Source organism: Streptomyces sp. NPDC014734 (genome assembly GCF_043083325.1).
Lineage (GTDB): Bacteria > Actinomycetota > Actinomycetes > Streptomycetales > Streptomycetaceae > Streptomyces.
Genome location: NZ_JBIBYN010000018.1, coordinates 186,347 through 200,071, shown reverse-complemented (window position 1 = coordinate 200,071; position 13,725 = coordinate 186,347). Strand labels below are relative to the sequence as shown.

Here is a 13,725-nt window from a genome sequence, read left to right as displayed (position 1 = left end):
GCTCAGCCTCCGACAACACCTCCAGACCACTCACACGAACACCCGCATCAACCACCACCCCCGCCAACACCCGACCAAACCGCTCCACCAACCCCACAACCGTCCCCCGATCAAACAAATCCGTCGAAAACTCCAGAACCCCCACCAACCCCGCGGCCTCACCACCACCATCACGCAACTCGGTGATGTTCAGAACCAGATCGAACTTGGACGACCCGGTGTCGAACTGGTCGATCTCCGTGGTGAGGCCGGGGAGCTCGAAGTGGGGCGCAGCGTTGTTCTGGAAGGCGAGCATCACCTGGAACAGCGGATGGGACGCCATGGAGCGGACCGGGTTGAGGGACGCCACGAGGTGCTCGAACGGCACGTCCTGATGGGCGTATGCCGCCAGGTCCGTCTCCCGCACCCGCCCCACCAGCTCACGGAACGTGGGATCACCGGACAGGTCCGTCCGCAGCACCAACGTGTTCACGAAGAAACCCACAAGGTCGTCGAGCGCCTCGTCCGTACGCCCCGCGATCGGCGTACCGATGGGGATGTCCGTTCCCGCGCCCATCCGCGACAGCAGAGCGGCGAGTGCGGCCTGCACCACCATGAAGAGGCTGGCTTCGTTCTCCTGGGCCAGGGCGGCCAGGGCCCGGTGCGTCTCGGGGCCGATCTCGACCGGCACGCTCTCGCCCCGGTGGGAGGCCAGGGTCGGGCGGGGTCGGTCCGCGGGCAGGTCGAGATGCTCGGGAATGCCCTCCAACGCCTTTTCCCAGTAGGCGAGTTGACGCGAGATCTGACTCTCCGGGTCGTTCTCGTCGCCGAGGGTGCGGTGCTGCCACAGGGTGTAGTCCGCATACTGCACCGGCAACGGCTTCCAGTCCGGGGACTCCCCAGCCACGCGCAGCTCGTACGCCGTCACCAGGTCCCGTGCGAGGGGGACCATCGACCAGCCGTCGCCGGCGATGTGGTGCATCACCAGGAACAGCACATGCTCGGTCACGTCGAGTGTGAACAGCGTCGCGCGCAAGGGGAGTTCGAGGGTCAGGTCAAAGGTGTCGGCGGCGCGGGCGAGCAGGCCGGGAAGGTCGCCGGCGGTCGCGGGGGCGGTAGCGAGGAGGCCGGCGGGGATCTCGTCGGGGTCCAGGATCTTCTGGTAGGGCGCTTCGTCCGCGCCCTCCGGGAAGACCGTGCGCAGCGACTCGTGCCGGACGACGACGTCCCGCAGCGCGGCGGCCAGGGCCTCGCGGTCCAGGTTTCCGGTGAGACGCACGGCGAACGGCATGTTGTAGGCGGTCGACGCCGCCCCTTCGAGGCGGTTGAGGAACCACAGCCGACGCTGCGCGAAGGAGAGCGGGAGCTGGTCGGGGCGCGCCGCGGGGGCGAGGCCGACGCGGGTGGCCTGTTCGGCCTCGTCGACACGCCGTGCAAGGCGGGCGACGGTGGGTGCCTCGAACAGGGCTCGCACCGGCAGCTCGACACCGAGTTCGGTGCGGACCCGGCTGAGCAGCCGGATCGACGTCAGGGACTGGCCACCGAGCTCGAAGAAGCTGTCGTCGATGCCCGGCGTGTCGACGCCGAGGACCTCGGCGAACGCACGGCAGAGCACTTCCTCGCGCGGATTTCGCGCGGTGCGTCGGGTCCTCGCGGCCGTGGGGGCCGGTAGCGGCAGCGCCGCGTGGTCCAGGGTGTGCCGGGCAGTGACGGGGAACGCGTCGAGCACGACCACGGCCGTCGGCGCCTGCGCCTCGCCCAGGCGTTCGGCGGCATGGAGCCGGATCGCCTCCGGGTCGGCTTCCGCCCTGGCCGGCGGCACGACGTAGGCGGTGGTGACGGCGCCCCTGTCCGCCTCCTCGCGGACGACGGCCACCGCCTGACCGACGTGCGGGTGGGTGGCGACGGCGGCGGCGACCTCCGTACGCGGCTCGGCGACACCTCCGCACTCCACCGTGTGGCTGACGAGTTCGAGGCTTCCGTCGGCACGCCAGCGCGCGAGGTCGCCGCTGCGATACATCCGCTCCCCCGGCGCACCGTGCGGGTCGGCGACAAGTCGCTCGACGGTCGGCCCGGGACGGCCCGCGTAGCCGCGGGCGCACTGCTGTCCGCCCACGTACAGTTCACCGGTCACGCCGACGGGTGCCGGGCGCAGTGAGGCGTCCAGGACGTAGACCCGGGTTCCGGGCACGGGCCTGCCGATCGAGGCGCCACCGAGCTGGGCCGCGGTCTCGGCGTCCTCGGCCGTGGCGTGCACCGCGGTTTCCACGGGAGCGTACGCGGTACACAGGGCGGTACCGGTCAGTACCTCCTCGAAGCGTGCGACGAGATGAGGCGAAAGGGGTTCGCCGTCGCAAACGACGGTGCGCAGGGAGGGGTACGTCTCCGTGCCCGGCTCATCGAGGTGGGCGAGAAGGGCGGCGAGCACGGTCGGGGTGGTATGCAGGGTCGTGATCCGCCGGGTGACGATGTCCGCGGCCAGGTCGGCGGCGACGCGGGCCGCGTCGCGCGGGGCCGCCGCGCGATCGGGGACGACGAGCGTCGCCCCGCCGTCCAGCGCCCAGTGGCACTCCCACAGTGGCGCGGTCCCTTGCAGGACGCGGTCGCCGGGGCCCTGCGGATGGCGGGTCCGCAGCCAGGAGAGCTGGTTGGCGAGGGCCGCGTACGTGCTGGTCAGGCCAGTCGAGCGGTTCACCTGCGCGGGGTGGCAGGGCATGAGCGGCGCGGTGCGGTCCGCGTCGGTGATGTCGGCGTCCGGCCGGTCGGCCAGCGCCTCCTCGGTACGGGGCTCGCCCAGGCTGATGCGGGTTCGGGTCGGGGTCACCTGCCCCTCCACCGGTCCTGGCGCGTGTACGGAGGTGAGCACGCACACCGCCCGGGCCGCCTCCAGGATGTCGGCGCACGCGTCGGCCCCCGCATCGGCCTCCGGGTCCAGCACCAGGCACGCCGCTCCCGCCTTCGCCACCGCGAGCAGCGCCACGGGCCAGTCGGCGGACCTGTTCCTGACCACGGCGACGGTGCGTTCCGGGCCCGCGCCGTGCTCGATGAGGAACTGGGCGACCCGGTTGGCACGGGCGTTCAGCTGCGCGTACGAGAGAACGGCGTCCTGCGCGAGTACCGCGGGCGCGTCCGGGGTGCGCCGTGCCAGTTCGGCGATCCGCTCCGTCGGCGCCGCGGTCCGCTCCTGCGCGGCCGTGGTGTTCCAGGCGTCGAGGAGCAGCCTCCGCTCCTGGGCGGACACGATGTCCAGCTTGCCGACGGCGCGGTCCGGCTCGGCAAGAGCCGCGGCAAGGGTGTGCTCGAACCGGGCGAGGTGCCAGGTGAGTTCGTCGGCGGTGTAAAGGGTCTTGTTGCCGTCGAGGTGGATGACGAGCTGTTCGCCGCGTGCTGTGCCGTAGACGTCGAAGGCCAGGTCGTCGAGAGGGCCGTTGCCGAGGTTGAGGAGCTTGCCGGGGTGCCCGCCGAAGGTGAGGCCGTCCTGGAGTCCCATGATGTTGACCAGAGGCCCGAAGGAACCGGAGGCGTCGGGGGACGGCGCGAAGTGGCGCTGGAGGTCTTCCTGGCGGTACCGCTGGTGGCGCAGTGCCTCCTTGACGGCCCGGGTGGTGTGCGCGACGAGCTGCCCGAAGTCGTCGTCCGCACCCACGGTGAGCCGGAGCGGCACGACGTTCGCGGTCATGCCGGGGGTACGGCGGGCCGTGAGGGTGACGCGGGCGGTCACGGGGAAGCCGAGCGTGATGCGGTCGGCGCCCGTCATGCGGTGGGCGTACAGCGCGACGGCGGCCGTGAGGACCACGGACCAGTGGGTCCGGGCGGTGCGCGCGGCGGCGACGAGGTCGTCGTTGAGGTCAGTGGCGAGACGGGTGGTGGCGCGCAGCGAGGAACCGCGCGAGGTGGCGGTGCGGCGCGACAGGCTGAACCGCTGGGGACGGTCGGCGAGTTGGGCATCCCAGTACGCCCGGTCCTCGGCGAAGTCCGGCGAGGACCGGTAGGCGTCGTCCTCCTCGACGAGGGCGGCGAGGGTCCCGAACGTCGAGTCTTCGCGGGGACGTTGTTCCGCGAGGGCGGTGTAGATCTCGGCGACGCGGCGGGTGAACACTGTGGCGCCGTGGCCGTCGATGACGGCGTGGTGGGCGCGCGTGTACCAGAGGTGGCGGTCCGGTGAGAGGCGGAACAGGGCAAGGTCGTAGAGGCGGTCGGCGAGCAGGTCGACGGACCGGGCACGGTCCTCGCGCATCCAGTGCAGGGCGGCCTCGGCGGGGTCGGGCTCCGCCGAGACGTCGTGGCATGTCAGGGCGTCCCGGGGGACGGGCACGGGGGTCTGCCACACGCCGTCGGCATCCTCGGTGAAGCGGACGCGCAGGGCCTCGGCCTCGGTGAGGGCCGCGCCGACGGCTTCCCTGAAGAGGTCCGCGTCGACCCCGCCGCTGATGTCGACGCACTGCGCGAGACCGAAGTCCAGGTCGGTGAGCCCCTGCTGGTGGGCGAACCAGACACCGTGCTGCGCGGCGGACAACGGCCGACGAGTGGTTTGAGCGTCAGACACCTGCTACCTGCCCCATGAGTTGTGAACGACGAAAAGGGAGGAACGGAAGGAAGGGGAGGAAAGAGAAGCGAGCCAGGGCGGGCGTCACCGCACGGGTGGCCCGTCCTGGCTCGGCGTTCGTTCCTCAGGCGCGCGCGTCCATTGCGTCCCGGAGGGATTTGGGCCGCATATCGGTCCAGTTCTTCTCGATGAACTCGACACAGGTGTTCCGGTCCGTCTCGTCAAGGACGGTCCGCCAGCCCTCGGGCACCTCGATGAAGCTGGGCCACAGCGAGTACTGCTCCTCCTGGTTCATGAGGACGAGGAACTTTCCCTCGGTGTCGTCAAAGGGGTTCGTCACACCACAACCTCGTTTTCGATAGAGGGGCCGGCGCCGTGGAGAGGGCGGCCCCGTGGCCGGCCCGGCCGTGTTCACAAGCCCGAGGACCCCATCCCACCACGGGCTTTCATCACTTCGATATCGCGCGGTAATTCTCTGATTCTCATGTGCGAGCGGGGGTCTCCTCGGAGCCTTCGACAGCTATCCTTTGACCCTCCGTCACACAAACTGCCCTGAGACCGAGGGGAGCATCAGTGAAGCTGCACGACCTTCTGGGAACATCGGACGGGTGCGCAGTACCCGATTCCTTTGCCCTGTACGAGATCGCGGTCGGCCACTCATCGGCCGCGTCCTCCGTCAAAGCGGCCACGAGCGCCGGAGAACTCCGCCTCGTGATACCCGCAGTCACTTTTGCGGTTTCCTGTGCCATGCGCACTTGTTGGGATGAATACTGCACGAAACCTCATCGGTCCGGCGTCGGCACCGCCGTGCAGGGGCTGCTCGGTCGCGACGGTGTCGAACTGCTGGAGCTGACCGCGCAGGAGGCGGCGTCGGCGGGCAAGTTGTACGCCAGATCGGTGGACCGGCACATCGAGGGTCCGGAAGTCCTCGCGGCCTGCCACTCCTCGTACGCGGCGGGGGTGCGCAACGCGCCGCTGCTCTCCACGGGCCGCGCCTCGTACTGCTACGCGGCCACTCTGGACGAGGCCCAACGGAGTCGGATCCGGTTGATCTGACGCCCGGTCGGATCCGGCCGCCCGGGCCTCAGCGCCTCGCGGCCGCATGTCCCTTCCATCCAGTTCTCCCGGTGGACGGTGTCGAGATACCGCTCGCCCCTGTCCGGTGGAATCGCCGGGCAGGTGTGTCCGGTGCGCCTGCTCTTCGCGGCGGGCCACTGCCCGGCGTGGCTCCCCGGGGGTTCCTGGGGTGTCAGCCGGTAGTCGCGGGCCGCGCGCGGCCGGGCGGGCGCGGCCGGGGTGGCCGAGCTGGCGAACGGATCACCAGTGCACCCGAAGGGACTTGAGGCCGCGGGTCGCCGCGGCGGGCTTCCAGTCGAGACCGTCGATGTCTTCGGCGAGCGCGAGGTGCGGGAAGCGGTCGAGGGTCAGGCGGACGACCGTCGCCAGTTGCAGTCGGGCAAGCGGGGCGCCGAGACAGCGGTGCACTCCGCGACCGAAAGTGAGGTGAGGGTTTCCGGCGGGGTTTCCTGAAACGTCGCGGGTTCGGTTCGCGCCCATGAGGAATACCAGGACCGGCTCTCCCGGTGAAATGGTGACATCCGCCAACTGGAGGGGTTCGGTGACCGCGCGACTGAAGCTGAGGGGCGCGGAGGGGTTGGTTCGCAGAAGTTCCTCGACCTCTGCGGGGACGAGACCGGGGTCGGCGCGCAGGGCTGCGGCGCGAGCGGGGTCGTGCAGCAGACTGAGGAAGACGAGGGTGATCTGGTCGGCGGTGGAGTCGTAGCCGGCCATGAGGAGCGCCAGGGAGAGGGTGACGAGCTCCCGGCTGGTCAGCTTCCCTTCCTCGTCGGCCGCCTGGATCAGGGCGCTGATGAGGTCGCCGCCGGGCTCCCGGCGTTTGCTGCCGATGAGTTTCGTCATGTAGTGGGTGATGAGGAACGCCCGGGTGCGGCTCTCGGCACCCTCTCCGTCGAGGTCGAAGAGGACCGGTACCCACTCCCGGAAGCTCTCGCGGTCGGCCTCGGGGACGCCGAGCATGTGGCAGAGCACGCTGAGCGGGAGCGGTGCGGCAAGATCGGCGACCAGGTCCGCCGACCGCCCACCTGCGGCCATGGCGTCCAGGAGCTCGCCGGCGCGGGTCTCGATGAACGGGCCGAGAGCGCTGATGCGGCGCTCGGTGAAGGCCCCCGCCACGATTCTGCGCAGCCGAGCGTGCTCCTTGCCGTCGAGGCTGACGATGGAGTCGGGTGACGGGTCGATGCTGGCCACCTTCGGCACGTCGGGCGCGACGGCGGCCGTGCGGCTGAACCGCGGGTCGGCGAGCACCTGGCGGGCGAGGTGGTAGTCGGAGACCGCCCAGACGCCCACTCCGTTCGGCATGTGCATCCACTGGACGGGGGGTGCGCCCTCGGGGTCACAGGGAATGGGCAGCGGGCCGACCGGCAGCCCATCGAGTACGTCTCTGGAATTCGGCATCCCTGCACATCCCCCATCGTGACACGTCGCCGGGCACAATGCACCGGCCGCCTATCACTTCGCTTTCATTCATATATCGCCGGATGAAACCGGAACACCCCCGAAGCCGATCATGCCTGGTGAAGGGTGCAGGCGAACGATAACGCCGAATACCTCGGCACATCACTGCTTGCCACGACGGAGATCCGTGGTCTAGGGTCACGATTATCGTGACCGGACCAGGTCTGAAGCGGCAGGAGACGACCGACCGCAATTTCATGGTTGCACAAGGACTCATGCGCGAATTGTCGCGGCTGCCACATACTCAGCCCATTTCCACACACATCACGGAATGCTGGAGTTCCATCGAAATTCTGACCGGAACCCGCATGCACCGAAAGTCGATGACGCGCATCCTGTCGGGCCATTCTCGGAAGGAAACCCCGATGTCCAGTACCCATGACGAGATATTCCAGCGCCTTTCGGATGCACTGGGCATCGAGAAATCTCTCATCACCTCCGACATCACCTTCGTCGAGCTCAAGATCGACTCGCTGGCGCTCGTCGAGTTCTCCGTGATCCTCGACGAGGAATACGGTGTGCCCCCGCTGCAGCTGACGCCGGACAGCACCATCGGTGAGGCGGTGGCTCTCGTGGAGGCGGCGATGAGCAGCCGGACCGAGGCCTCCTCGTGAACGCCTCCTCAGCAGTGGCCGTGACCGGCCTCGGCCTGGTCTCCCCGCTCGGCATCGGTGTCGATGCCAACTGGGCGGGGCTGCTGGCCGGCGCCTCGACCGCCGCCACCGACTCCCTTCTGGAGGGCCTGTCCGTCGACTTCTGCTGTGCCGTGCCCGGCTTCGACGGGGACGCCCTGCTCGGCCGCGCGCTCTCCTGGCGCCTTGAGCCCTACGCGAAGATGGCGATCGTCGCCGCCCGGCAGGCCGTGGCCGACGCCGGGCTCGCCCCGGAGTCCTGGGACGGGGCGCGGGTCGCGGTGATCCTCGGCGTGGGCGGCACCAGCACCCAGCACTGGGACAGACAGTCCAAGCACTTCGCCGCCGAGAATCACTCCCGCGTGTCGCCGCTGTTCATCTCCCGTTGCCTGACCGGCATCACGGCCGGCGAGATCAGCACGGACCTGGGCGCGTGCGGCCCGAGCCTGAGCGTCAGCACGGCCTGTGCATCCGGCGCCACTGCCATCGGCCTCGGGCGGGATCTGCTGCGGGCCGGCAGTTGCGACATCGCGATCGTCGGTGGCGCCGAATCCGGCCGGGCACGGATCGCCAGCATCGGCTTCAGCCGCATGGGCGCGCTGTCGACGCGCGGCGCGGCTCCCGCCGCGGCCTCCCGCCCGTTCGACGCGGAGCGCGACGGCTTCGTGCTCGGCGAGGGCGCGGGCATACTCGTCCTGGAGCGGGCCGAGGACGCGCGGGCTCGCTCGGCGCGCGTCCGAGGCCATGTCGCCGGGTACGGCGCCTCCGCCGACGCCCACCACTACACGACACCCGACCCCGAGGGCCGCGGCACCGAGCTCGCCACGCGCACGGCGCTCGCCGACGCCGGTCTGACAGCGGCCGACATCGGGCATATCAACGCCCACGGCACCGCGACGCCACTCGGTGACATCGCGGAGGCGGGCATGCTCACCCGTGTGTTCCCGCACGCCCCGCCGGTGACGGCCACCAAGAGCCTGACCGGACACACCCTGGGCGCGGCCGGAGCCATGGAGGCGGCCTTCACCCTGCTGACGCTGGCGAACCGGCAGGTGCCGCCCACCGCCAATCTGGAGCGGGTGGACGACGCGGCGGCCGGGCTCGACCTGGTGGCCGACAAGCCCCGGGACGTGTGCGCCACCAACGCGCTCAGCACGTCCTTCGGCTTCGGTGGCCAGAACGCCGCCCTCGTCCTCGCCTCCGCCTGACACACCCCGGCCGCGCACGGCCCGCGCCCCTTCCCCATGTCACCCAGGAGATTCGTGTCCATGGCCAGCACCGCGGCAAACGCTGCCGTCAACTCGCTCGCCGACCTCAAGTACGCCTACGAGAAGGACGGTTGGTGCGAGCCGCCGTTCCGCTTCAGCGACGACGCCGTCGCGCTGCTGCGGGAGCGCGTGCTCTCCATCAGCCGTGAGCAGCGGCCCGAGGTCGTGCACGAGAAGGACAGCGGCACAGTTCGGGCCATCCACGGCTGCCACGCCTTCGACGAGGTGTGTGCGGCCCTCGTCCGCCTGCCCCGGCTTGTGGAACTCGCGGAGGAGTTCGCCGGCGGACCCGTCTACGTCTACCAGTTCAAGGTCAACCTCAAGCAGGCGCACGAGGGGGCGGCCTGGCCGTGGCACCAGGACTTCTCGTTCTGGCACAAGGAGGACGGCATGCCGAGCCCCGACGCCGTCAACATCGCCGTCTCCCTGGACGATGTCCACGAGGGCAACGGACCGCTCACCGCCATACCGGGCTCGCACCGGCTGGGTCTGCTCGACCTTCCCGAGGGCCGCACGGACGGCGCGGAGTCCGACTGGCGCTCGCATGTGTCGGCGGACCTCACCCATACCGTGGACGACGACCGGGCGCAGGCCCTGGCCGCCGAGCACGGCCGCAAGGTCTTCACGGGGCCGCGCGGCTCCGTGCAGGTCTTCCACCCGAGCATCGTCCACTCCTCGTCCAACAACCTGTCGCCAGATCACCGGGCGCTGCTGCTCATCACGTACAACGCCGTCGCCAACTCCCCCGCGCACCCCGCCCGCCCCGCCTTCCTGGTCTCCCGGGACACCACACCGGTGCAGCGCCGCGCCGACGAGCGCCTCGACCTGGTGTCGTACTGAAGCGCCGAGCAGAATTGCGAGACATCCACATGGCGACCGAACCGATCCGACCGGCCGGGCAGCAACCGCAGATCAACCTCGTGGACCCGGACCTCTACGCGACGGGCGACCCGTTCGTCCAGTGGCGCTGGCTCCGCGCCAACGCGCCTGTGTACTGGCACGAGCCGACCGACCTCCCCGGCTTCTGGGCCCTGACGACGTACGACGACGTCCGCGCCGCCTACCGGGACGCGACCACGTTCAGCTCCGCCCAGGGCATTCTGCTGCGCCCCCGCAGTCACGGCGCCGACCCCGGCGGCGGGCGCACCCTCGCGCTGACCGATCCGCCTCGCCACAAGCAACTGCGCGGACTCGTGGACGAGTGGTTCTCGGTCCGGTCGGTGCGCGCCATCGAGCAGGACATCCGGGAGGTGGCGCATCGTGTGGTGGGCGAGGCCCTCGAACGGGGCGCATGCGACTTCGTCGCGGACATCGCCGCCCGCGTCCCGCTCTATGTGATCTGCAAGCTGATGGGGATCCCCGGCGCCGACTGGGAACGGCTGTTCACGCTGACCAGCGATGCTTTCGGGGCCGGCGATCCACTGACGCAGCGCCTCGCGCACCTGGACATCCTCGGGTACTTCGACGCCCTGCGGGAGGACAAGGCGAAGAACCCCACGAACGACCTGGTGAGCGTCCTCGCGACGGCCGAGATCGACGGCGAGCCCCTCACCCCGGACGACGTGATCCTCAACTGCGACAACCTTCTCGTCGGCGGTACCGAGAACACGCGCATCGCCGCGTCCGGCGGCATGCTGGCGTTCTTGCACCACCCCGGCCAGTGGCATGCCCTCAGAGACGATCCAGCCCTGCTGCCCTCCGCGGTCGAGGAGGTTCTGCGCTGGACCTCGACCGCGACGCACATCATGCGCACCGCGACACGGCCGGTGGAGATACGCGGGCGGCACATAGCTGCCAACGACCGCGTCGCGCTCTGGCTGCCCTCGGCCAACCGCGACGAGTCGGTGTTCCCCGATCCCGACCGCTTCGACATCCGCCGCAGCCCCAACCGCCACCTGGCACTGGGCTTCGGGGAGCACTTCTGCGTCGGCAGCATGCTCGCCCGCGTCGAACTACGCCACCTGTACAACGAGTTGCTTGCCCAGTCAATCAACATCGAGCTTGACGGCGAGCCGACCCTGCTGAGTTCCATCGTGGTCAACGGCCCTGAACGACTGCCCGTCTCCTTGGCCTCAACGTGACAGGAACGCCGCCCCTGCCGCTTTGACCGACGGGTGAACTCCACGAGACGCCGGTCAATGAGCGACAGGGAAGGCGCGTCGCTGCTTCCGGCCCGGAATTCGCCGCACACGTTCTCCGTTCGCGAACTGCGTCGCCCGTCTCCGGGCTCTTCCACCAATCCGTCCGGTGTTCCGTACTCCCCGGAGAACAGCCGTACCCGCGCAATGACCCGACAACAGTCATGGCCAACGCGGAACCGTGTCACGAGCAGGGGCCGCGTGCGGCACTGCTCCCCGCCGTCATGTCCTCTCCGCCGATGCCCCAGCGCCTCTCCCGACCGACGCGCGGTATTCAGGAAGTGACCTCGCCGCTCGCCCGAGGGCGGACTCCTCGATCCTGCGCCGCCGACGCACCGCTCAGCCCCTCACGGGCCGCCTCTCATGACGATCTCGAAACGCGTTCGGCCCGGGGCCGAAAACACTGGACCTCTGCGTGTCGGCGCTGTCTGCACCCGAGCGCACACAGGTCACGGCCGTCGGGGCGGCTCTCCGCCCACCTCGGCGCGCCGCACGCACCACGGGCGCCGCCGAGTCCGACCGTCGTGACCCGCTGCCCCCGGTCGAGGACGTCTGTCCCCCGCTGATCCCCAGGAATGATCGAGGGCCGGTTTCGGATACCTCCGAAACCGGCCCTGACCTGCGACTGTCTCCAGTCGGGACGACAGGATTTGAACCTGCGACCCCTTGACCCCCAGTCAAGTGCGCTACCAAGCTGCGCCACGTCCCGATACCCGTCTGACCTGGGTTTTCCCCTGGCCGAACGCGCATGAGAACAATACCGCACTCGGACGGGTGGTCACGAACCGCTTTGTCGCGCTTGACCTCAACCAAGCTTGATGTTCGACGCTGGACGCATGACGAGGACGACTGGCACCGCCACCGGCACCTACGACGACATGAACCGGCTGATGAGCCTGATGACCGGGGACGAGAAACACGGTCCCGCGGCGACCTCCACGCTGGACGCCCTCTGGGTGCTGTACGAGCGCGTGCTGCGGGTCACGCCCGGGACCGTCGACGCACCCGACCGCGACCGTTTCCTGCTGTCCAAGGGGCACGGCCCGATGGCGTACTACGCGGTTCTGGCCGCGCGCGGCTTCTTCGGCGAGGAGCTGCTGCCCGGCTTCGGGACGTACGGCTCGCCGCTGGGGCACCACCCGGACCGGACGCTGGTCCCGGGTGTCGAGATCGGCAGCGGTTCGCTGGGCCACGGGCTGCCGCTGGCCGTCGGGAGCGTACTCGGCCTCCGGGCACAGGGACTCACCGATCCGCGGGTGTGGGTGCTGGTCGGGGATGCCGAGCTGGACGAGGGCAGCAACCACGAGGCGATCGCGTACGCGGGTCCGGCCGGGCTGGAGCAGCTGCACACCGTGGTGATCGACAACGCTTCCGCGTCGTATGCGCGGACCGGCGGGATCGCGGCCCGGTTCGAGGTCGCCGGATGGTCGGTCGCGTCCGTGGACGGCCGTGATCACGAGGCGTTGTACGCGGCCTTCACCGCACCGCACCCCGGACGGCCGCGGGCCGTGGTCGCACACGTCGACCCCAAGAACTGATCACACGGGCGCGGCCCGGCCCGGGGGCCGACGACACGACGGCCACGAGGGCACGGGCGCCACGGACCGAGAGAAGGACAGCTCACATGGACACGATGCGTGACCGATTCATCACGACCGTGACGCGGTTGCTCGACGAGGACCCCCGTCTGGCACTGGTGCTGGCGGAGATCAGCCGGGACGGCTTCGACCCGGCCCTGCGCGACCATCCGGACCGGGTCGTCAACGTGGGAATCAGGGAACAGCTACTGGTCGGGGCGGGCGCCGGGATGGCGCTCACCGGACTGCGACCGATCGTGCACACCTTCGCCAGTTTTCTGGTGGAGCGGCCGTTCGAACAGGTCAAGCTGGACTTCGGCCATCAGGGGGTGAGCGGGGTACTGGTGAGCGCCGGGGCCTCGTACGACTGGCCGGCAGGAGGGTTCACCCATATGTCGCCGGGCGATGTCGCCCTCATGGACACCCTCGACGGCTGGACGGTCCACGTCCCGGGCCACCCCGACGAGGCCGAGGCGCTGCTGCGGCAGGCGGCGAACGGTGACGGGCGGGTGTACGTGCGGCTGTCGCTCCAGTCGAACGACCGGGCCCGCCCGCTCGGGGAAGGGGGCGGGTTCACCACGGTGCGGCAAGGGACGCTCGGGACCGTGATCGCGGTCGGTCCGATGCTCGACAACGTGCTCGCGGCGACCGACGGTCTCGACGTCACGGTGTTGTACGCGACGACGATCCGCCCGTTCGACGCGGCCGGGCTGCGGCGGGCGGTCGGTGGCCGCGGGGCCGCCGACGTGGTGGTGGTCGAACCGTACCTGGCGGGTACGTCCACGGCCGCGGCCAATGACGCCCTCGCCGATCTGCCGCACCGGGTGCTGGGGCTCGGGGTGGGACGGGCGGAACTGCGCGCGTACGGGGAGATGGACGAGCACCTGGCCGCCCACGGCCTGGACCCGCGGGGACTGCGGGAGCGGATCGGGGCCTTCGTACCCCGGTGACCGGGGCGGACGGCGGAACCGGGTGAGCCCCCGGACGTCCGGGGGCCGCCGGTCGGGATGACCGGCGGCCGGCGGGCGTTGCCGAGAGCTCTCCCCCGCT

10 protein-coding genes and 1 tRNA gene are annotated in these 13,725 nt (G+C 70.2%); 7 read left to right on the top strand and 4 right to left on the bottom strand.

The annotated features are described in order from the left end of the window. Positions 1–4,525, bottom strand: a 4,525-nt coding sequence (locus ACF1CT_RS26310) for a condensation domain-containing protein (protein ID WP_391786422.1), incomplete at its 3' end; no start/stop codon positions are given. A 124-nt stretch (positions 4,526–4,649) separates the two neighbouring features. Then, positions 4,650–4,865: an MbtH family protein gene (locus ACF1CT_RS26305; protein ID WP_391786421.1), complete on the bottom strand. Its 216-nt coding sequence runs from the start codon at positions 4,863–4,865 to the stop codon at positions 4,650–4,652. A 407-nt stretch (positions 4,866–5,272) separates the two neighbouring features. Here ACF1CT_RS26305 and ACF1CT_RS26300 point away from each other — a divergent pair, with 407 nt between their 5' ends. After that, positions 5,273–5,581: a hypothetical protein gene (locus ACF1CT_RS26300; RefSeq protein WP_391786420.1), complete on the top strand. Its 309-nt coding sequence runs from the start codon at positions 5,273–5,275 to the stop codon at positions 5,579–5,581. 261 nt (positions 5,582–5,842) lie between these two features. Here ACF1CT_RS26300 and ACF1CT_RS26295 read toward each other — a convergent pair whose 3' ends face one another. Further along, a complete protein-coding gene (locus tag ACF1CT_RS26295; RefSeq protein WP_391786419.1) occupies positions 5,843–7,000 on the bottom strand; it encodes a cytochrome P450 in 1,158 nt (385 codons plus the stop codon). Positions 7,001–7,209: 209 nt separating this feature from the next. Here ACF1CT_RS26295 and ACF1CT_RS26290 point away from each other — a divergent pair, with 209 nt between their 5' ends. Genes ACF1CT_RS26290 through ACF1CT_RS26275 form a run of 4 tightly spaced genes read left to right on the top strand, consistent with a single transcriptional unit; the run spans position 7,210 to position 11,041 of the window. Next, a complete protein-coding gene (locus ACF1CT_RS26290; protein ID WP_391786418.1) occupies positions 7,210–7,674 on the top strand; it encodes an acyl carrier protein in 465 nt (154 codons plus the stop codon). Beyond that, positions 7,671–8,900: a beta-ketoacyl-[acyl-carrier-protein] synthase family protein gene (locus tag ACF1CT_RS26285; RefSeq protein WP_391786417.1), complete on the top strand. Its 1,230-nt coding sequence runs from the start codon at positions 7,671–7,673 to the stop codon at positions 8,898–8,900. The genes ACF1CT_RS26290 and ACF1CT_RS26285 overlap by 4 nt, the downstream gene beginning before the upstream one ends. 60 nt (positions 8,901–8,960) lie before the next feature. Continuing rightward, the gene (locus ACF1CT_RS26280; RefSeq protein ID WP_391786416.1) at positions 8,961–9,800 is read left to right on the top strand and encodes a phytanoyl-CoA dioxygenase family protein; all 840 of its coding nucleotides are present in this window, start codon (positions 8,961–8,963) and stop codon (positions 9,798–9,800) included. Positions 9,801–9,829: 29 nt separating this feature from the next. Further along, on the top strand, positions 9,830–11,041 hold the full coding sequence (locus tag ACF1CT_RS26275) for a cytochrome P450 (RefSeq protein WP_391786415.1): 1,212 nt from the start codon (positions 9,830–9,832) through the stop codon (positions 11,039–11,041). A 692-nt stretch (positions 11,042–11,733) separates the two neighbouring features. On the opposite strand, the gene ACF1CT_RS26270 is transcribed toward ACF1CT_RS26275, so the two are convergent. Further along, positions 11,734–11,807: transfer RNA gene (locus ACF1CT_RS26270), tRNA-Pro, on the bottom strand. Between the two features lie 127 nt (positions 11,808–11,934). Here ACF1CT_RS26270 and ACF1CT_RS26265 point away from each other — a divergent pair. Both ACF1CT_RS26265 and ACF1CT_RS26260 read left to right on the top strand, forming a co-directional pair. Then, positions 11,935–12,636 carry a transketolase gene (locus ACF1CT_RS26265; RefSeq protein WP_391786414.1) on the top strand — a complete coding sequence of 234 codons (702 nt, stop codon included), beginning with the start codon at positions 11,935–11,937 and terminating at the stop codon, positions 12,634–12,636. An 86-nt stretch (positions 12,637–12,722) separates the two neighbouring features. Then, positions 12,723–13,625, top strand: coding sequence for a transketolase family protein (locus ACF1CT_RS26260; protein ID WP_391786413.1), 903 nt, complete (start codon positions 12,723–12,725; stop codon positions 13,623–13,625). The last annotated feature ends 100 nt before the right edge of the window (positions 13,626–13,725 follow it).

Bases quoted from the DNA above. Each gene is read 5' to 3' on its own strand.
- ACF1CT_RS26300 (WP_391786420.1), top strand. From the start codon at position 5,273: ATGCGCACTTGTTGGGATGAATACTGCACGAAACCTCATCGGTCCGGC.
- ACF1CT_RS26295 (WP_391786419.1), bottom strand. From the start codon at position 7,000: ATGCCGAATTCCAGAGACGTACTCGATGGGCTGCCGGTCGGCCCGCTG.
- ACF1CT_RS26280 (WP_391786416.1), top strand. From the start codon at position 8,961: ATGGCCAGCACCGCGGCAAACGCTGCCGTCAACTCGCTCGCCGACCTC.
- ACF1CT_RS26275 (WP_391786415.1), top strand. From the start codon at position 9,830: ATGGCGACCGAACCGATCCGACCGGCCGGGCAGCAACCGCAGATCAAC.
- ACF1CT_RS26265 (WP_391786414.1), top strand. From the start codon at position 11,935: ATGACGAGGACGACTGGCACCGCCACCGGCACCTACGACGACATGAAC.
- ACF1CT_RS26260 (WP_391786413.1), top strand. From the start codon at position 12,723: ATGGACACGATGCGTGACCGATTCATCACGACCGTGACGCGGTTGCTC.